This window comes from Sporosarcina sp. P32b (assembly GCF_002743335.1).
In the GTDB taxonomy this organism is placed as follows: Bacteria; Bacillota; Bacilli; order Bacillales_A; family Planococcaceae; genus Sporosarcina.
In genome coordinates this window covers 1-19,993 of record NZ_PDZB01000014.1, presented here as the reverse complement: position 1 = coordinate 19,993, position 19,993 = coordinate 1, and the positions used below count along the sequence as shown (strand labels likewise).

The window sequence follows — 19,993 nt, the reverse complement described above, 5'->3', positions numbered from 1 at the left end:
TAAATAAAACTAAGAAGGAATATGACTAGTTGAAAATATATATAAATGAAAAGGTAACAAATTTCCAACTTGTAGATATAAAAAATAATGTAAAATATGGAATTAAGGATTAACTTTTACTCAATTAAGGGGCGGAGTTGTTGTGTAAGAATTACTACGCCTCAACCGGGTTCACCGCCCGCCCATAGGACATGCGTCCAGATCATCGAGTTCCAACTACTGTAAAGGTAGGGAGCAATTACAGTGTAGATAAAATAGCGCGATGTACTTACACCGTCTATTGATTTTACCCCGCAAAAACTATATGCTTAGTAGCAGTTACATAGAGTATTTTGGTTCTTTGTCTAGTATGCAAAGAGTAAATAGGAATCAGGTGAAAATCCTGAGCGGTCCGGCCACTGTAATAGGGAGAGTATAAGCCCTAAAGTCAGGAGACTTGCCAAAGTATGTAAGCATGACACCTTCCGGTAAAGGGTGATTTGTGTATCATTCAATTTGTGCAGTTTAATTATTGAACATACATGGTCCCCATCTCATTCAGGAGGTGGGGACCTTTTTGAATTCAAAAATGCTGCGTAGATCAGACCTTTACAAATAAAGAAAGGACGAGTTGGATGAAAAAAACGAAGACTGCCTTCATGAAATATAGAAACTATATGTATTACAGCCTCATCGTTTTACTGCTATTTAGCACGATTACATATGCGACGATTTCTCATGAACAAGCCGCTACATTTAATTTCAATGAAAAAGTAGAGGCTTCTTCGCTGAAATTAGCTGGTGGGGGGAGTGATCCTTCCGACACCGAACCGGATCAAACTATAAAGAGTGATACCGATGAAATTGATTCATCAAAATCACAAGAACCGACTAATACAGACAAGCCAAAAGAGGAACCGGAAGAAAAGCCCCAAGATAATCGAAATATCCAACCGGAACCACAAAATCAACCACTCGACAAACCAGGAACTACCAATGCACCAGATAACACACCGAAACCGAATACGAATGACAAGAGCCAAACACCTGCGGGCAGCAACAATAAACCCCTACCAGAAAAAACTAAACCGAACCCGAATACAGAGATAGAAATCGTCGATGTCGCGGATCGACAAAATCGCTACTTTACGACGAACATTAAAAACAACGAAACAGTTACCGACCCACAATACGTCGTCACTGTAAACCACTTAAACGATTCACTCATTCCCCAGGAAATGAACGTGAAGCTAAATGGTAAGCAGCTGAATGACTTTACAGGCGGAATCACATTAATTGAAGGTACGAACGACATTCAATTCCAAGTTACTTACAAACAATCAGATAAGAAGGTACTCCGTGTCAGTCAATCGTATCGTGTGATGTTAAATAGTGACGACATCATCATTACGACGGACCTAAAAGATCAAACGGTGATTGAAGAGATACTGACATTCACTGCGACAGCTGCACAAGGTGAAAAAGATGTGAAGCTTAAAGTATTTAGTAATGATCAGGAACTTAAACCGCTAGCAGGAAATGCGTATACAGCCACATTAGCTGAAGGGAAAAACACCATCAAGCTCACCGCGCAACTTCATGGGAAAAAAGCAGAGCAGATCTACACGGTGATTTATGAGAAAGAAAAAATCACTATTTCATTGAAAACCGATTTAAAAGACCAACAAGCAAATAGCGCAAAGTTTTCATTCTACGCGAAAGCGACCGCGAGTAAGGTGGATGTTCCCCTTAAGATTACCGTCAATGATCAATTGGCAAAATCGTTGGACGGCTCGAATTATAGTGTGCAGCTAATCAATGGAACGAACACTATCAAAGTCGTTGGACAATATGAAGACGAACAATTGGAACGGCAGTATATAATCACCTATAAAGATCCGAATGTGAACGAAAAACCACAAGTCGATCCGGATGCACCGAAACTAGTGACCGATCTGAAGTCAGGTAGCACGGTCAAAGGGGATATTAAGACGATTAATGTCTGGCCGGTGACCGCTTCAGGTGAACGCATTCGAGGGAAAAACGTCCAAGTGCAAGTTAATGGGGAAAATATTCCATTCACCTGGGATGACAGCTCGAAAACGAGTTATAAACTGACATTGCAGACGGGACAAAACAACGTCACGATTAAAGTATGGGACGATGAAGGGCGCACGGTGACCGAAACATTCACGGTTACATCAGTAGCGCCAGCAGAAGACGGTGTCATCGGACAAGTAACGATCAGTCTAGAAGCTTCCGTATTAGGAATCCCCTATCTCATCAAGCCGACGAAGATGGATATACACCAAGGCGAAAGAGGTTCCTATATTCTGGATCAACTACTGCGCAATAATGGTTATGAATACGGTAAAACTGGAAACCTCGACAGTAGTTTCTATTTGCGCGACGTCAGTAAGCCAGGCATGTTGAACGGACTCCATATTCCTGATGATCTGTGGGAAGTAGTCGAGCAGGTGTCCACCACTTCAAATCGGGACATCTACTCACCAGACAGCCTAAGTGAATTCGATTTCGCTAACGGCTCCGGCTGGATGTACAGCGTCAATGGCGATTACCCGAACTATGGATTCTCGGACGCCTATTTCCTCGATGGAGATGTAGTGCGCGTTCGCTACACACTTCATTATGGTAAAGATATTGGCGGACATGATAGTTCAGGTGATAGCGAAGCGAATTGGAATAAAGAATGGTAAGGAAAGCGAAGTGACGGAATGAGGAATATCTATGCATGGCTAGTGACAGTTGTGATGATGACGGCAGTACTTTTGCCGTCTGTTGCGTTCGCAACACCTGAAAAAGAAGAATCGTTGCTACACACCATCGAACAAATCATTGCGTGGAAAAAACAAGATGAACATATCGCAGAGTCTGATCCGTTGCTGAGCAAGCCGTTTCTTGCGCATACAGGGAACACAAACGGCGACTGGTATCCGATAGGCCTCGGCCGTATTGGCTATCCTGACGATTACCAGGCGTATCTTGCAGTCATCAAGAATAATGTGATCGAACGCTATAAAACGAAAGATCAGCTCAGCGATATGAAAGCGACGGAATGGCACCGGATTTCATTGGCGATATTGGCAGCTGGCGGTGATCCGACGGCGGTTGGGGATAGTAACTTGATCGCGGACGGCACGTATAACCGTGGATTGAAAACGTCTCTAGGTGCACAAGGTATCAACGGCTGGATCTGGGGGCTGATCACGCTTGACAGTATGCGTTATAAAGTGCCGGATGACGCGGATATGACAAGGGTCGAGATTATTAAAGAAATCATCTCACTACAACTTGAAGATGGCGGTTTTTCGTTCTATCAAGACGAAGCGGAGACTGATATGACCGCGATGGCGATCCAAGCACTCGCGCCCTATTACCAGAGCACGGAAGAATTCACTTATACACAAAAGGATACAGGTAAGAATGTTACGAAAACGATTCATGTGATTATCGACGAAGCACTAGCGAAGTTGTCGGATATGCAAACAGCAACGGGGGGCTTCAGCACGTTAGATGACGATAACGTCGAAAGTGCGGCACAAGTACTTGTTGCGCTAACGTCGCTCGGTATCCATCCAGATGAAGACGAACGCTTCAAGAAAGGCGATCACACATTACTTGATTTCATTATGGACTATCAAATGGAAGACGGAGGTTTTGTTCACGCAAAAACATATAACGCGGACAATCCTTCTTCCTTACCAGATGAATCGAACTCGATGGCTACAGAGCAAGTTCTCTATGCGCTTGTATCGCTCTACCGACTGGAAAATGGCTACCGTACAATGTATGATTTCCGTCCTGAAAATCCGCAAGAGATGAAAGAACAAATGGTAGAGTTGATGAAAAGTATTCAGAATATCGATGAACATACCGACGCCAAACAGCTTCAGCAATTGCTTGATACATATGAAAACTTCCCAATAGAGGAGCGTTCCTATGTCTACAACTTCCATAAACTCGCTGAAGCTGCAAAGAAGCAGTCGATCCAGCTTGATCTTCCTGCATTCAGCGAAGCGTATGAAGTCAATACGACTGGCAATGGAGTGATTGCACCGATCTATCAGGAGCAAACTGCGCCACGACATATTACCGAACAAGATGTAGAAAAAATGAACGTGATTCCTACACCTTTGACGACAGAGCATTATATTGACGTCGTTTCGATGATTGACCAGTTCGAACAAGCAGACAATAAAGGCGACTATGAAAAAGAATTGGCTCAGCTATACGAATATAAAAAAGAAATGGAGAAAATAGAAGCCGAGATCCAAAGCATTAATGATATAGTGCTCGATCAACTGTATCCATTCAATGAACTAACAAGCAAAGATCAAGACAATGTCGATGCGATTCTTACGCGATTTAATGCGTTATCTCCTTACGATCAAGGAAAAGTCTTGAATTATGAAGACCTCAAGAAATCAAAAACGGAAATTGACAATGCTGTACGAGCGAAGCGAATTTCATGGGCGCTCGGTATCGTTGCCGTAGGTTTGGTCATCGTAGTGATTAGTAGAATTCAAAAAAGAAGGCGTCAAAGAGATTAGAGGGATATAATGAAGAAAGATCTATTAGTTGTCGCATTCGTCCTCTTTATCGTCGGGTGGCTCGTCACGGGAACGAAGATTCAATCGGTAGAAGAGTATTACTTGACCCATATCGACGAAATTACGGAAGACTCGGAGACGGTGACGCTTGAAATACGCAGTGACACCGTTCTTGATTCAATGGATAAGTTGAAACCGGGTCTTGAGAAATATGTTGAACCAGACGGCGAGATCCTTAAAAAAACGGAGTACGTACTGCGCAGTGGCGATACCGCATTTGATTTACTCGACCGCGCGACACGTCATCATCGCATTCCGATGGAGTACCAAGGAGCCGACTACAATATTTATAACAGTATTTACATCCAAGGCATTAATTATTTATATGAGTTCAATTGCGGTCCGTTAAGTGGCTGGATGTACAAAGTAAACGGCGAATTCCCTAGCCGTGGCGTTAGTCAATACGAGCTGCGAGACGGCGATGAAGTGGAGTTCCATTACACGTGTGATTTAGGTAGAGATCTAGATGGCTATATACGACAATCAAAGAAAGTAGGAAACTAGATGAGCGCATTCTCAAACTTTCACCCTATATTGCTACTTGTTTACGTTACAGTCGTTCTCGTCACGATGTTCAGCTCGTTTCATCCGATCATCGTGGCGCTTGCTTTGATCGGCGGCATTCTGTACTTCTTCATGCTGCACGGAATGCGGACAGCAAGTAAAGACGTAGTCTATTACTTTTTCGTCTTTCTACTAATTGCCACAACCTATCCATCGTATGTACATAACGGTTTCACCCCATTATTTTTCCTCAATGACCACGCGGTAACGCTTGAAGCGGTGACGAAAGGACTCGTTCTAGCAGGTGCTATTGTCGCCACGTGTTTTTGGACGAAGAGTTATTTCGAGATATTTACGACGAATAAAGTGCTTGCTGTACTGACACGAGTGTCCGCTAACCTCGGCATTCTCGTTTCCATGCTATGGCGTTTCATCCCATTATTTAAAACGAAATGGCATGAAAAGCAAATGGCACAACGCGGAATAGGTCTTTACAAAGTAAACAGCAGAGTGGAGAAGTTTCGTCGCGCGTTTGCACTGTGGCGCCAAACGCTCGTTCAGACGGCGGAGTTTGTTTTCGTGAAGCCGGATGTCATGAAGGCGCGAGGCTATGGCATGACGAAAGCGAGAACACAGTATAGAGTGATGCGGTTCACGAAACGGGATGGCATGTTGACGATTGGACTCGTGTTATTTCTTCTCTACTATATCGGGTACTTCTCGCAACACCAGACGCAGTATTATCCCGAAATCAGTGAACAGACACTAGGCGCAGGGCATTACGTCATCATCGGCTTGCTTATGTTCTATCCGTTTATCTATGAAGCGAAGGAGAGTGTCAAATGGCGATACTTACAATCGAAAATCTGAACTTCCGTTACGAAGATCAGCATGTGTTGCAAGACGTGTCTTTTTGGATTAAGCGTGGAGAATTCGTGACACTTTTCGGACCTACTGGTTCAGGAAAGTCTACGTTATTGAAAATGTTGAAGCGGGAAATGCGGCCGAGCGGTAAACTCAGTGGCACGGTGTATTTCAACGGTGAAAAAATCGATGACCTGCCTACGTCGACTACGGCGACTTCGATTGGCTACATGATGCAAAATCCAGATGAACAAATGGTCATGGAAAAAGTATGGCAGGAGTTAGCATTTGGTCTTGAGAATATGGGCGTATCGACGGAAGATATGCAGACAAAAGTCGCCGAAGTGGCCAGTTTCTTCGGTATTCAAAACTGGCTACACGATAGTATTAGTGACTTGTCAGGTGGGCAGAAACAACTCGTCAATCTCGCAGCAGTGCTGGCGATGGAGCCAGATATTTTATTGCTTGATGAACCGACCTCGCAGCTTGATCCCATTGCGGCTTCCGAGTTCTTGACACATCTTGAGAAAATCAATCGTGAACTCGGCATGACGATTTTAATTGTAGAACATCGGCTAGAAGAGTTATTACCGATGTGCGATCGAGTGTTGTTTATGGAAAACGGCTCGCTTATATATGACACGACGCCTAAAGCAATCGGCATTTTTTTGCTTGAACATCCGATGCTCGATGCACTTACGACAGCGATGCGTGTTTATTATAAGCTTGGTTTCCGTGATGAGACGCCGATCACGGTGCGCGACGGAATTGATTTCATTCGGCACTATCCACCGACCGTTCTACCGACGGAGCCGATGAGAAAAAAGCATCCACCTCTTATCACCGTAAAAGAGTTGTATTTCCGATACAATCGCAGGAGTGATGATCTACTCGCGGGATTAACGTTCACCGTCCATCGCGGCGAAATCTTCACGATCGTCGGTGGCAATGGAGTTGGTAAGTCTTCGTTACTAAGGTTACTCGCCGGACTGCATAAGCCGTATGCAGGTAAAGTATGGATAGATGACGTCGCAACTAGTAAGTGGAAAGGGAATATCATCTTATTGCCGCAAAACCCACAAGCGTTATTCATGCACTCGACATTGAAAGAAGAGTTAATCCACGCGGTCCCTGTGCAAAAATTGCCGAAAGAACAGAGGGAATCGACAGTAATAAGTATGATGAAACAGTTACATATCGAACATTTATCAAAGAGAAATCCATTTGACTTAAGTGGAGGAGAACAGCAGAAAGCTGCACTTGCGAAATTATTGCTGCATAAACCGGATATTTTATTGCTGGATGAGCCGACAAAAGGAATGGACTTCATGTCGAAACAAGAAGTGATGCAGTTGATCCGAACGCTTCAAAAACAGAATATCACGACGATTATCGTGACACATGATATTGAATTTGCCGCAGAAGTCTCTACACGCGTCGGCATGCTGTTTGATAAATCACTCATCGCGATCAATCATCCGAAAACGTTTTTCACGTCAAACCGCTTTTACACAACCGCGGCCAGCAAGATCGCACGCGGATTATTTCCATATGCCATCACAGCGGAAGACATCGTTTCGGCTGTGAACTTGAACAACAGGAGGAACTAAAAAATGAGTAATCCATCAACACAAGTACTTCATGAAATGAAAAAAGTAATTAACGGGAAAGACGACGTCATACAAAAAGTATGGATGACGTTCTTAGCTGGAGGACATGTACTGCTAGAAGATTTACCGGGAGTCGGGAAAACGACACTTGCGAAAGCATTCAGCCGGGTCGTCGGTCTCGATTCGAATCGTATCCAGTTCACACCGGACGTCGTAGCGTCTGACGTCATCGGATTCACGATGTACGACAAAGAGAAAAACGAATTCGTCTTTAAAGAAGGCGCGGTTATGTGCAACTTATTGCTTGGTGATGAAATCAATCGCACATCTTCAAGAACGCAAGCAGCATTACTTGAAGCGATGCAAGAGAAACAAGTGACAGTGGACGGCGTGACCTATCCGCTACCAGCACCGTTTCACGTAATCGCGACGCAAAACCCATATGGCACAATCGGTACGCAGCCGCTACCAACCGCGCAAATTGACCGTTTCATGACGAAATTGAGTGTAGGGTATCCGGATTTTGAAGACCAAGTGGAGATGTTGAAAAACCGTCAGCAAGCAGACCCGCTATCTTCACTTACACAAGTCATTACGAAAAATGAATTGCTTGCGCTACAGCAGCAAGTACAGAATTTGTTCATTCATGAGGAGATTCTGCGCTACGTTACAGCACTAACCGAAAAAACGAGAAATCACCCATCGATTCATCAAGGAATCAGCCCGCGTGGCGCTCTCGCTCTTTGCCAGATGGCGAAAGCACATGCCTTCTTACAACAGCGTGATTACGTTATTCCGGAAGATGTCCATGCCGTGTGGTTGCCAACGAGCCGACACCGCATTGTCATGTCAAGCGTCCCCGGTGCAGAACAAGAGCAGGATATGCTACTCGAAAAATTACTGCAAAGTGTTGCCACGCCCGACCAAGCAATGCTTGCGACATTGTAAGGGCTGATCGTATGATAGGGACTTTCCTCATTAGCGTCGTGTGGCTGCTATTTACGCTCGCATTTTTCATCTTCACGACGACGCATTTCGCTCTATTATTCGCAGTCGGTTCGCTTATTGTCTGGCTGTGGCTCGTGTTGAGCGTCTATCTCGTTAAAGGGAAAATCGAGTGCGAGATTATCACGGCAAATGAAATCTATAAAAGTGAACAGATGAGCTATCAACTGCGCGTACAAAATACGAGCCGTTTGCCTGTTACGCAACTACAACTACATCTCGTCATCGAACATCTATTCACTGGTAGACAAGAGAGTCACCATCACGTCCTGTCTATCCCGGCGAAAAGTGCGGAAGAATTTACGTTTGTTCTGCCGCAGAAATATATGGGACAAGTGAATATACGAATTAAACAACTGACGATCAAAGACAGTTTTACGTTTTTCCGTTCCGTGCAGAAACTAGATACCCAGTCTACGATGTTGATTGTGCCGAATCCTTATTTCTTAAAACTTCAGCACATCGAGCAAAATCAGCATGTCTTGCAGACACCGGGTATAATTCCGATGAAGAAAATAGATGGGGAAGAGCTGGCGGAGTTGTCGGTATATAAACTCGGTGACTCGGTTAAACGCATTCATTGGAAATTATCGAGTAAGGGGGATGAGCTATTCGTCAAACAGCATGAAACGTTGACAGGAGATGCGGTCATGATGACGCTCGACTTCACGTCGTTTACGAATCGCGTAGCACTTTATGACGAATTCATCGAGACATTTTCCGCATTGCTCTATTCCTACGTCGCAAGCGATCACGAAGTGCAATTCATTTTAAATCATGCGACGGGTGAGCAATTGACGATCGACAATGAATGGGATGCAGCGAACGCCATAAAAGAAGTATTGACGAGAAGTGTCGCGCAAGTTTCGATATCGGATGAACAGTGGAAAAAGCTCAGACGAACGTATCCAAACTGTATCGTATTGACGACGAATATCGCGCGTAGTACCGAATATCAGACCGTCGTCATCTCGGATCAGAAGGAGGGATCGACTGTATGAAATGGCTAGATGGAGTAGTTGCGTATAGTGTCCTCGTAGCGGCTTTCCTCGTAATCCGTGCGATGCTGTTTCCAGAGGTGAGTATCGTACCTGCGCTCGTTCTCGTCTTACTATGGATGGTCGCGCGTATACAGTGGAAACAGCGTGGCGGCGATATTGTCTTGATTGCGAGCGTTGTGTTCAGTTTGATTTTCCTATCCATGTACATAGATGACGTCAAACGAACGATCAACGCATTGTTGATCACGCTTGCGGAACAAAAGCATATATATATAGATCTATTATCCATCAATGAAACGACGTCATGGCTAAACGGCATGATCCTCGGTCAAATCGCGTTGCTCATCGGCAGTGCGGTGTATTACGCCGTAGCGAATCAAAAACGCTGGATTCCTGTTGCGCTAGCACTCGTGATTTGGTTGATACAATTAATACTTGGCACATCGCCATCATTGCTTCTCGATATTCTATTTTTCGCATTGCTAATTGTGACATTGTTGTATATGAACCAACTAACAGTACGCTGGTGGAAACGGATGGCAATCGTACCCATTTCACTCGTCGTGCTCATGTTCGTCTACACGGCGATCAGTCCAAACGGTGATGAAGAGTTTACAGGCAGTTCGAAAATCGAAGACATAGTACGTTATCAAGGGGAGAAGTGGCGTTATTATAAAGATGAAGAGCCAGTTCTAACGGCTGGCAACTTCCAGCGACTTTCTACGTTTACACCGAATGATCATACTGCGCTAAAAGTCGCAATGGAAAATCCAAGTCCTCTGTATTTAAAAGGATTCGTCGGGTCAACTTACACGCCAAGCGGCTGGAAGGAGATCGATGGGGATGCGTATATGGAACAGAAGTCTCTGCTTGAAGCGTTACAGAAAGAGGATTTCACTGGAGCGAAACAACTGAGCTTGGCAGCGGAAAGTAGTTTGCCAGAACAGTATGAAGAAGCGAAACTTGTTATTCAAAACGTCGGTGCATCCAGTCAATATATTTATGCACCGTATGAGTTGGCTGGGCTAGATGCCAATCTTGTCCGTTCTAAACAAGCTGATGCGCTCCACGCGACAGGTATTTTCGGCAGACGGACAGTGGAAATGAACTATATGCTGACACCGTATACCGATTATCCACAAATCGCGAATGCGTTGTACACGACAAAAGATACCGACTATTTACGTCGTGAAAGTCATTACAATCAATATGTCTACAACGAATACCTCGCTGTGCCGCAAGATAGTTTAAATGTCTTGCGCAATCATATGGACGATAACATACTTGATTCAGAAACACGTTTACCGTATGAGAAAACGATTCAGGAAGTAGAAAACTTTTTGGCACAGACAATAAGTTATAACGAAAATGCCAATCCCATAAAAGATCAGGATTTCCTAACGGGGATTTTGGAAGAATCAAAAGAAGGCTATTCCGTTCACTATGCGACAGTTGCTACGTTGGCATTTAGAATGCTCGGCACGCCCGCACGTTATGCAGAAGGCTATATCGTTGGGCTGGATGATGTGAAAGATTTACAGTCTTTTAGTGAAATCAATGTCAGTGAGAAAAACGCCCATGCGTGGACAGAAATCTACGTCGACATGGTTGGCTGGGTGCCGATTGAAGTGACACCAGGTTACGCTGAGAAAATGCCGGAGATCAATAAAAAAGACTATCCAGCTCTAGACGGATCGGATTCACCAGACGCAACCGGCGGAAGCACGGTCGAACCTGAACTGAATGATCCGACACAAGTGCAGGAAGATCAAGATAAGCCGGAGGATTCCAAGCAAGTGAATCCAAACACTACTGTATGGTTCTGGTTGAATATCATTATATTGATTGTTCTATTAATCCTGTTCGTGCTGTACTACGTAAGAAAAAGAAAACGTCAGCAAAAACTCGGGGTGAAAGATCACCGTTTGGCTGTCATTCATCATGTACAGTACATGGTGCAAATGTTAGAGAAAGAACAAATCGTTGCGAAGCTCCCTTCATTCGAAACGATACCTGAAGCAGTTGGCAATATCGATCCAAAACTTCGCCAAGAGGCGGAGGAAGGATTGAAAATTTATCAAAAAGCTAAATATAGTCCGCATGGCGTGACGGATGCAGAACGCGCGAAGATCGAAACATTATTTGCGCATGTTCATAGCGCTGTGAAGAAATCGGAAAAAGGGATTAAGAGATTACGGTTTATTGTGCGTCACCAATGAAAAAAGCACCGCTTTCGGCGGTGCTTTTTTAGTACCTGGAAACCGCAAAACGAATCCTTTCACACACGCTAAACGTATGAATAGTAGAGTAATGTTTGTTCCATAAAATAACCCAATTTGCCATCGAGTAGTACGTTAAATGATACAGGAGAGTGAAGTATGGAAACAGAAAAACGAATGGAATTAGTTAACGCAATTGTAGATGAAGTAAGACCACTATTACGAGGTAGTGAATCAAAAAAGTTAGTGGACTATGGGAGTGGTTCTGGTTTAGTTAGTTTAGAACTCACGGACTTAGTAGATTCTATAGTGCTCGTGGACTCTTCAAAACAAGCGTTACAGGATGCTGAAGATAAGATTAGTGCAAGAGGCATTACGAACTGCGAAGTCTTGTATTCAGATTTCACTGAAGAGATGCCCGAACTTAAGGCAGACATTGTGTTAGTATCACTAGTGCTACTTCATATTCCCGATACTACATTAATTTTGCAGAAGTTGTTTAGTATTTTACCCGATGATGGCCAGCTAATTATTGTTGATTTTGACAAAAATGAAAGAGTCAATCATCCGAAAATTCATAGTGGCTTTTCACATAAGGAATTAAAAAACACATTATCCGGGGTTGGATTTACGTCTAGTACATGTAAGACGTTCTATCATGGAGAACAGCTTTTTGCGAATCAAGATGCATCAATGTTTATAGCCACTAGTAGGAAATAAATTACTATATGAACTAGCTCGATTGCTTATTTCACGCAATCGAGCCATTTGGAAAACAGGAGGTAATAGAATGCCTACGTGTGAAAAATGTAATAATCAATGGAGTTGGAAACAAACAATCAAAAAGACGACCACATTGAACCCTGCCATGATTTGTCCATACTGCGGCGAAAAACAGTTTCAAACGCAAAAGTCCAAAGGGAAGGTGGCTATAGTCACTCCAATTGTTTTGTTTCCACTGATCATTCAAATGCTTTTTGATCTGCCAGAAGCTATCATACTTAGCTTATTTCCCACTTTATTCATTTTGGTTATCATTCTATATCCGTTTTTAGTGAAGTTAAGTAGCCAAGAGAAATACATAGGGGAATAGTGAGATTGTATAAAGCACCAGGTTCGGCTGCTATTCACTTGATTACATAGAAAAAACCATCCAACGCAAACGGAGAGACCCCGACAGCTTTAGATGGTTTTTCTTTAGGTTATATTTAGTGAAATGAAATTAGGGAATACGATTCTTTTAATTCCAATAGGCATTTGTATCTTCAATCATCGTTTTCGATGATTGCAAACCGCCGCCATAGAACCAGGCTTCGGTATCTAGATAAATTATATGGTCATTTTTATAAGCGTTTGTTCTTTTTACTAGTTCATTTTCAAACATTTCCTTTGTGCTATCATGAGCGGTATTTAACACTGCGCTACGATCCACAACAAAAATAATGTCTGGATTTTTTTCTGTTATATATTCAAAGTTAATGGATTGACCAAATTTGGCTTTTTCAATATTCTCATCCACGGCTTTATAGCCCGCTACATCATGGATGACTCCGCCGTAACGCGATCCTGGTCCATAAGCGCTTATTTTTCCTTCATTCACCATGACAATCAACGTTTTCGCATCTAGATCCTTTGTTTTCTCTTTAAGGGCATCAACTTTTTCATTTATTTCGGTTAGCTCTTGTTCAATTTGCTCTTCTTTATCAAATATATTTGCGATAGTTTCCATATTATGTGTAAGAGAATCCATATAGTTCGTGAAATCTACGCTCATATAAACAGTTGGAGCAATATCTGTAAATTCGTCATACATTTCGGCTTGACGATCCCCAATAATAATAAGGTCTGGTTTCATTCCATCAATTGCCTCAAAGTCTGGTTCCACTAAACTTCCTACATTCGTATACTCAGATCCAGCATATTTTTTTAGATACTCAGGTACGGCATTTTGTGGAACGCCTGCAACTTCAACACCCAGCGAATCTAACGTATCTAAAACGCCAAAATCTAGTACAACAATTTTTTCAGGCACTTTAGTCAAAACAACTTCTTGCTCATCGAGGTCATGCTTAATTTTTATTTCAGTCGATTCCGTACCTTCTTTATTAGTGCTAGACGATTCGTCCGCTTGTGTATCCGTTTCCTTCGATCCGCATGCGGAGATGACTAGCATACAGGCAAATATGAATACAAATAATGACCACTTTTTCATGACAATTACCTCTCTTTGTATAAAATTTTGAAATGACTACTGCTCCAAAAGTAAATCTTAATATGTATGGAATACCTATTATTTATTACAAAACAAGTATATAATTTTATCAGCTCTTCCTTTCTTTGTAAAATGGAGTCCATCCTTACCAGAACGTGTAGTAACGAATTATTACTAGCAAATAATAAGGAAAAGGCTACATTTAGTATACAATAAACAAATGATAATGACTATCATCTTCAAGTGGAAGTCCATGAGAAATAGTAGCATACATGAATTAGAGACTAAGTCCAATAGAGGATATTATAATTTATCATTATAATAATGGAATCTATAATGAATTCAAGGAGCAAGACAATGAAAGATTTTAATAACGCATTAGACTATATCAATCAAATCATGTATAAACCAAATAATTTACTTGTAGATTCTGTGCATGAAGAAAAGCAAAATGCTAAGTATGGAGCTGGTACATTTCAAATATCTTCTAGAACAGTTCGATTCAGGGTGGCAAATATAACACCTAGTAAAGTAGGGCAGTTTGTTGCGTTTTGGGAAAAGGATGAAAACAATAAAAATCAGCCGTATTCATATGAGGAAGCACCTGATTTGTTCGTGATCACTACATTTAAAAGTGCACATGAATTTGGACAATTTATTTTCCCGAAAGAAGTTATGTTCGAACAGAATATGCTTAGATCCAGTTCAACAAAAGGGAAAATGGCAATAAGAGTGTATCCAAGCTGGGATAGTCCCACCAGTAAACAAGCGATGAACACACAGCAATGGCAGCTACCGTATTTTATTGATATGCGGAACGTACACACAGGAACTGAGGACAAACTAATGGAACTGTATTCTTCTTAATTCACTACAATCGAGTGCTTGTCGTCAAGCGTATAATTCCGGCGTTATTCAAAGTTATTTCAAGATCTAGTGCCTAGGGAGTCCTTCTTTGCAGTTGCGTTGTGGTTGACTAGCCATAGTGACGCATCCTGCTACATCATTTATCGATGTTTTCCGATGAGTAGTCCTTTACCAGATGTGATTGTATCATGAGAGATTTATGCTCTTTTAGTAATAGGGCCAACAGATTGTATAAATATCAAATTAAATCCAACAATAGATATAAGCGACAAATTATTGATAAGGGGAGAAAAAAATGATTAATAAAATCGGTCAAGTTATGTTGTATGTTAACAATCAAGATGAAGCAGTGAATTTTTGGATTGAAAAAGTAGGGTTTATTGTAATTTCAGGTGAAGACAATGGTCAAGGAATGAGATGGATTGAAATAGCACCAACTAAGGAAGCCGAAACAAGCATTATACTTCACAACAAGAGAATGATTTCTGAAATGCAGCCAGATATGAATCTTGGCACACCTTCATTAATGTTTTTCTCGGAGGATCTCGATAAGTTGCACAGCACACTGTCAACTAAAAATATCACAGTCGGAGAAATTGTAACTATGCCTTCCGGAAAAGTATTCAATTTTGCCGATAGCGAACAAAATTATTTTGCAGTTATGGAAAAGAGTAAATAACTTCTAGTACCACGTCGCATAACAGAAGGCTCTTGAAATCACTTCAATAGAATTACTTGGCAATTGGATAGACCTAGTGAAAGAAGAGGTTTTATAACTTCTGGAAAATGTATTGGAAGTAAAAGTGAAATAAAGTGAAGAAATAACTATAATGAAAAACTAGAACGTAATAAAATTTATTCTACTTTAGATAAAACAAGAGATGATTAAAAGGTGAGATAAATGAAAAATAATAATGACTTAGTATCTCAAGAAATAAGAAATTTATTTGCCGACAATGCTGAATTTTGGATTATTCATGACATACAAGTTAAATACTTAGAAGAAACCATTGTTTTAAATTTAGTAAGTGTTAGTAATCAAGAGATTTTAAAAACATTTATTAAATTTCAACAAGTTATGTCACTGTTTATTTATCAAGACGCTGAAATAGAAACATATAGATTAAATAACTATAAAGAAAATGATCCTTTTTTACTTTCAGAAATTAGTTATCATCCTAATGGATTTGGAAAAATAAATATTAAGAGCCTAGAACCTGAATTACCAGAAATTGAATCTATAAGTTCTTCAACTAATTTCTATTTCCAAGTTAATAATAAAGATTGTTTTTTTATTGAAGCGAATTCTTTAATGATTAACGAAAAAGTGTATCGGGATTTAATCGTAGAGGAAGAAACTATTAAAAGTCCACATTAAATTAGAAAGTTTAATATAATATTTTTAAATTACCCTGCTAACACAAGGTAACTATGTTAGGTTCATAAAATCAACTTTCATCTATTTGACTTAAACAAGCGAATGCGATTCTTGTATAGGAAATCTGCACTCTATTCAGTAGTAGGGCCAAAAAGTACGAAAAAAGCGATTTGAACGGATTTAGAGAAAAAGATGAAAATATCTATACGCATTTGCTCCGTTCCCTCTGGTAAGTTTGGAAGTACGATAAAAAATTGCGTTAATTATCTCCAGAAGAGTTTGTTGAATTTACTAAAAGGGCTGTAAATATCGAGGAGTATAAAAGTTAGAATGAGGGAAAAGTACTTACATTTTTTTCTGAAAAATTTATTTAGAAAAAAATATATAAAGGAGTGCTTGGAATGAATGAAAAAGAGTCTACGAATAAAAACTTATTGAATACCACACTTACTTTTTTCGGGCTTATCTCTATTTATACACTTATTCTTAATCCAGATGTAGGTATAAAAGAAATAAGTTTAATGTTGTTTTTTACACTGGTTTTTTGGCTACTTAATAAGTTTTAAGAAAAGAGAAAAGATCAGAAAAAAACACACTTACTTTTTATGGTATTATCATCTGGAATAATATAAAGAATAGAGGTAGATTAAGATACAATAGATTTCAACAATCGGTCCATTTGTTGGAAATTAAAATAGCGGAGTCAATATGAGGTGGTCTTTTGGTGAAAAAAGCTTTAAGTTCGCCTTAATATTTTTTGTGCTGATAACGCTCTGGAAGTGGTTTTCTACTTCAGGAATTCAATGGCTTGAGAATACAATCTTAACTATTGGGGTTACGTTAGTGTCTACGTTTGTAGATTGGGCAAGTAAACCTCATGAGTACAAAAAGAGAAGTGATTAGTTTATGTTATGTAAAGTATTACCTTTTCTTCAAGCGGGCCATTTTGTAGCAAAATGACGTAAATATTAGGGGTTGATTTACCATGTGGAAAAAGATGTTAATAATTTTCACGGTGGCAATTGGGGGTTTTATGCTTTCGTTGACGATTAATAGTTTGGGCGACACAGGTAATAAAATAATGCACTTCGGAGGAGGTTTGTTGATGTTCTCGGGCATCATAACAGCCTTTCAAATGAATAGAGATAAATAAACCGTATTGAATTATTCGGTATTAATTAACTGCATAAGCTTAGTGCCTCAAACGGGCCAGATTGAAAATCAACAAGGATGTGAAAAATATGATATTTATTCAGGTTTTAATAATTCTGATATGGATTATACCAATAGTCATTTTTACAAATATGTACTTAAGAATGGATAAGGAAGATCAAGTTAAAATTAGAACTGAATTAAAGCGTCCTTCTGGTTATCTTGGCTTAGGAGTCCCGATTTTAGGGGCATTACTGTTGCTTACTGGCATTTTTTTAGCAACGAAAGTAATTCAACATATAGGAGTCATATTGTTGCTTGGTAGTTGGTTTGCAACGTGCGTTATAAGTTGGAAAAAAGGAAATACAAGTCCTATGACAAGTGCAGCACTTGCACTCTTAGGGTTTGCAGGTTTTATAGCTTATAGTTATTTGATTTAAGCAATCGGGCGCATTAACGGCATAAGCTTAGTGCCTCATTCGGGCCAATTTCTGGTATTTGGGGATTGGTGAATTTGTAGTAATTTGAACTAATTGTTATTGAATTTAAACACCATTTTCAAGTGTTAAATAAAGGGAGGGAGTCAATGTTTCCTACATTAGAGACGGACAGATTAGTATTACGAGAATTAACAAATGAAGATGCAGAAGGTATTTTCGCTTGTTTTTCTAATAATGAGGTAACACGTTTTTACGGACAAGAAAAATTAAAGAGTATTGAGGAAGCAGAAAAAATTGTAGATTTCTTCTCAAAAAACTATGGTGAAAAAAAAGGTATACGATGGGGCATTGAGCGAAAAGGAACCACAGGCATAATTGGAACAATTGGCTTCAATGTTTGGTCTCCAAAACATAAACGAGCTGAAATTGGTTACGAAATTCATCCAGAACAGTGGAGAAAAGGATATACTTCAGAGGCTGTATCTAAAGTTCTTTCATATGGCTTTGATGTTATGGGTTTAACTCGTATAGGTGCCGTTGTATTTATTGATAATGAAGCATCGAATAAATTATTGGAAAAAGCAGGGTTCCAAAAAGAGGGGATTTTAAGAGACTATATGTACCAAGATGGAAAACCATATGATACATATGTTTACTCTCTCCTTAAGAAGTAATCTTTTAGAATAGGGCGCTATAACATGATTAAAAGATCGCCCTTGGGTCATTAATGCTAACTTAGACGAGGAAGGGTTGCATTGAAAAAGATTATTGTTGTTCTATCAATTTGTATATTAATTGTGTTTAGTGGTTGTTCGGATAAAGACGAAGGCAAGTTCACAGTTGGCGCTATGTCTACTAACGTTTTCCCTTCAGGTAGCACCTACTCTTTGGTCTTACCTTTTGAATGGTCTGGAAGCCAACCTGCCGTTATTGACTCCATTAAGATAGTGGTTGGCGATGCAGAGATACAAGATACAGAGGGTATTTCTTACAAGTTTTATGGTGGACGTCCAAATAAACCTGTTGGAGTTTATCCCGAAGATATTGAATATGCTATAGGTGTAGAACAAAATATCAAAGGATATGAGATAAAAGACGAAGGAACTCTTATTCTGAAAGTGAAATTAAACAACGTAAATAAAAATGACAATAGGCAGATGGAAATTCATTATAGCGTAAACGGAGAAGAAAAAGAGCAAACAATATCGACGTCAACTTTAGAAGAGCTTTCAACCAAATAATTCATCAAACGGGCCATTTTGTTAAAAAACATGTTTTACAAGATAGAGCAACAATTACTAAGATAAACTTGGAGGTTGAAAGAATATGAAACAATTGGGGACGCTATATTTTTTCTGTGGGAAAATGGGTGCAGGAAAATCAACTAAATCAAAACAAATGGCATCAGATAAACATGCCGTACTATTATCTGAGGATGAATGGCTTTCATCTTTTTATCCCAATCAAATCGAATCATTTGAGGACTATCTAAAATTTTCAGCACAGATCAAGCCATTGGTGGGAAAGCATGTCCAAAATATATTAAGTGTCGGTACAGATGTAGTGATGGATTTCCCAGCTAACACTCAAAAGCAGCGTGAATGGTTTTTGGATATGGTGTTAGATGTCAATGCAAATCATCAACTAATTTTCCTTAATCTAACTAACGAGCAATGCTTACGTCAAATTGCACAAAGGCGTAAAGAACAACCCGAAAGAGCAGATTTTGATACGGAAGCGGTGTTTACTCATGTTACTAACTTTTTTGAAGCACCAGAAGCCTCCGAGGGTTTAAATATTTTAGAGTTTAGTGGAAAAGAATAACAAGACGTTCAACGCGACATTGCGGCACACTTAAACAATAGGGCGCGATTGTTGGTGCGAAATGTTCCTAACTCAAATGAAATGTGGTCACACAATTTCGGTAAAGGTTAGGCAGTTTAAAGTTTTCTAAAACTGAAGGATTATATCGAGAAGTCGAATGAGGAGGTAACGCTCTGAAAGGCTTCCCCTGCGTCGAGTAGCACGCTGATTAGTAAGGAAAAGTGTGTTATAAGATCGGCTACATAGGCGTGAGAATTTACCGTAACAAGTTTGGCTGACGAAAGCCTACCCGATGGGGTGGTGTAAA

19 protein-coding genes and 1 riboswitch are annotated in these 19,993 nt (G+C 40.3%); of the genes, 18 read left to right on the top strand and 1 reads right to left on the bottom strand.

The window, feature by feature from the left end; translation table 11 throughout:
- Positions 1–316: 316 nt before the first annotated feature.
- Positions 317–458, top strand: a riboswitch (cobalamin riboswitch).
- Between the two features lie 156 nt (positions 459–614).
- The 10 genes from CSV64_RS10535 (at position 615) to CSV64_RS10490 (ending at position 12,906) form a co-directional block, all read left to right on the top strand.
- On the top strand, positions 615–2,696 hold the full coding sequence (locus CSV64_RS10535) for a DUF4430 domain-containing protein (protein ID WP_099634470.1): 2,082 nt from the start codon (positions 615–617) through the stop codon (positions 2,694–2,696).
- A gap of 18 nt (positions 2,697–2,714) precedes the next feature.
- Positions 2,715–4,550, top strand: coding sequence for a prenyltransferase/squalene oxidase repeat-containing protein (locus tag CSV64_RS10530; RefSeq protein WP_099634471.1), 1,836 nt, complete (start codon positions 2,715–2,717; stop codon positions 4,548–4,550).
- A gap of 9 nt (positions 4,551–4,559) precedes the next feature.
- Complete coding sequence (locus CSV64_RS10525; protein WP_099634472.1) at positions 4,560–5,114, top strand: DUF4430 domain-containing protein; 555 nt, start codon at positions 4,560–4,562, stop codon at positions 5,112–5,114.
- Positions 5,115–5,984, top strand: a complete 870-nt coding sequence (locus CSV64_RS10520; protein ID WP_099634473.1) for an energy-coupling factor transporter transmembrane component T — start codon at positions 5,115–5,117, stop codon at positions 5,982–5,984.
- Positions 5,957–7,588 (top strand): ABC transporter ATP-binding protein, encoded by a 1,632-nt coding sequence (locus CSV64_RS10515; protein ID WP_099634474.1) that lies wholly within the window; start codon positions 5,957–5,959, stop codon positions 7,586–7,588. Before CSV64_RS10520 ends, CSV64_RS10515 begins: the two co-directional genes overlap by 28 nt.
- Positions 7,589–7,591: 3 nt before the next feature.
- Complete coding sequence (locus CSV64_RS10510) at positions 7,592–8,536, top strand: AAA family ATPase (RefSeq protein WP_099634475.1); 945 nt, start codon at positions 7,592–7,594, stop codon at positions 8,534–8,536.
- Between the two features lie 11 nt (positions 8,537–8,547).
- Positions 8,548–9,594 (top strand): DUF58 domain-containing protein, encoded by a 1,047-nt coding sequence (locus CSV64_RS10505; protein WP_099634476.1) that lies wholly within the window; start codon positions 8,548–8,550, stop codon positions 9,592–9,594.
- Positions 9,591–11,813, top strand: coding sequence for a transglutaminase TgpA family protein (locus tag CSV64_RS10500; RefSeq protein ID WP_099634477.1), 2,223 nt, complete (start codon positions 9,591–9,593; stop codon positions 11,811–11,813). The genes CSV64_RS10505 and CSV64_RS10500 overlap by 4 nt, the downstream gene beginning before the upstream one ends.
- A 159-nt stretch (positions 11,814–11,972) precedes the next feature.
- Positions 11,973–12,533, top strand: coding sequence for a class I SAM-dependent methyltransferase (locus CSV64_RS10495; protein ID WP_099634478.1), 561 nt, complete (start codon positions 11,973–11,975; stop codon positions 12,531–12,533).
- A 70-nt stretch (positions 12,534–12,603) separates the two neighbouring features.
- Positions 12,604–12,906: a TIGR04104 family putative zinc finger protein gene (locus CSV64_RS10490; protein WP_099634479.1), complete on the top strand. Its 303-nt coding sequence runs from the start codon at positions 12,604–12,606 to the stop codon at positions 12,904–12,906.
- Between the two features lie 147 nt (positions 12,907–13,053).
- On the opposite strand, the gene CSV64_RS10485 is transcribed toward CSV64_RS10490, so the two are convergent.
- Positions 13,054–14,025 (bottom strand): siderophore ABC transporter substrate-binding protein, encoded by a 972-nt coding sequence (locus tag CSV64_RS10485; protein ID WP_099634480.1) that lies wholly within the window; start codon positions 14,023–14,025, stop codon positions 13,054–13,056.
- 357 nt (positions 14,026–14,382) lie between these two features.
- Between CSV64_RS10485 and CSV64_RS10480 the strand changes: the two genes are divergently transcribed.
- From CSV64_RS10480 to CSV64_RS10445, 8 genes are all read left to right on the top strand, one after another.
- Complete coding sequence (locus CSV64_RS10480) at positions 14,383–14,892, top strand: MepB family protein (protein WP_099634481.1); 510 nt, start codon at positions 14,383–14,385, stop codon at positions 14,890–14,892.
- 295 nt (positions 14,893–15,187) lie between these two features.
- Positions 15,188–15,571: a VOC family protein gene (locus tag CSV64_RS10475; protein WP_099634482.1), complete on the top strand. Its 384-nt coding sequence runs from the start codon at positions 15,188–15,190 to the stop codon at positions 15,569–15,571.
- A 222-nt stretch (positions 15,572–15,793) separates the two neighbouring features.
- Positions 15,794–16,270, top strand: a complete 477-nt coding sequence (locus CSV64_RS10470) for a YxiG family protein (protein WP_099634483.1) — start codon at positions 15,794–15,796, stop codon at positions 16,268–16,270.
- Positions 16,271–16,671: 401 nt separating this feature from the next.
- Positions 16,672–16,836 (top strand): hypothetical protein, encoded by a 165-nt coding sequence (locus CSV64_RS16665; protein ID WP_158233033.1) that lies wholly within the window; start codon positions 16,672–16,674, stop codon positions 16,834–16,836.
- A gap of 675 nt (positions 16,837–17,511) precedes the next feature.
- The gene (locus CSV64_RS10460) at positions 17,512–17,862 is read left to right on the top strand and encodes a Fe3+-siderophore ABC transporter permease (RefSeq protein ID WP_099634485.1); all 351 of its coding nucleotides are present in this window, start codon (positions 17,512–17,514) and stop codon (positions 17,860–17,862) included.
- A gap of 146 nt (positions 17,863–18,008) precedes the next feature.
- A complete protein-coding gene (locus CSV64_RS10455; RefSeq protein WP_099634486.1) occupies positions 18,009–18,536 on the top strand; it encodes a GNAT family N-acetyltransferase in 528 nt (175 codons plus the stop codon).
- An 81-nt stretch (positions 18,537–18,617) separates the two neighbouring features.
- On the top strand, positions 18,618–19,103 hold the full coding sequence (locus CSV64_RS10450) for a hypothetical protein (protein ID WP_099634487.1): 486 nt from the start codon (positions 18,618–18,620) through the stop codon (positions 19,101–19,103).
- A gap of 85 nt (positions 19,104–19,188) precedes the next feature.
- Positions 19,189–19,686, top strand: coding sequence for a P-loop nucleotide/nucleoside kinase family protein (locus CSV64_RS10445; RefSeq protein ID WP_099634488.1), 498 nt, complete (start codon positions 19,189–19,191; stop codon positions 19,684–19,686).
- Positions 19,687–19,993 lie beyond the last annotated feature (307 nt).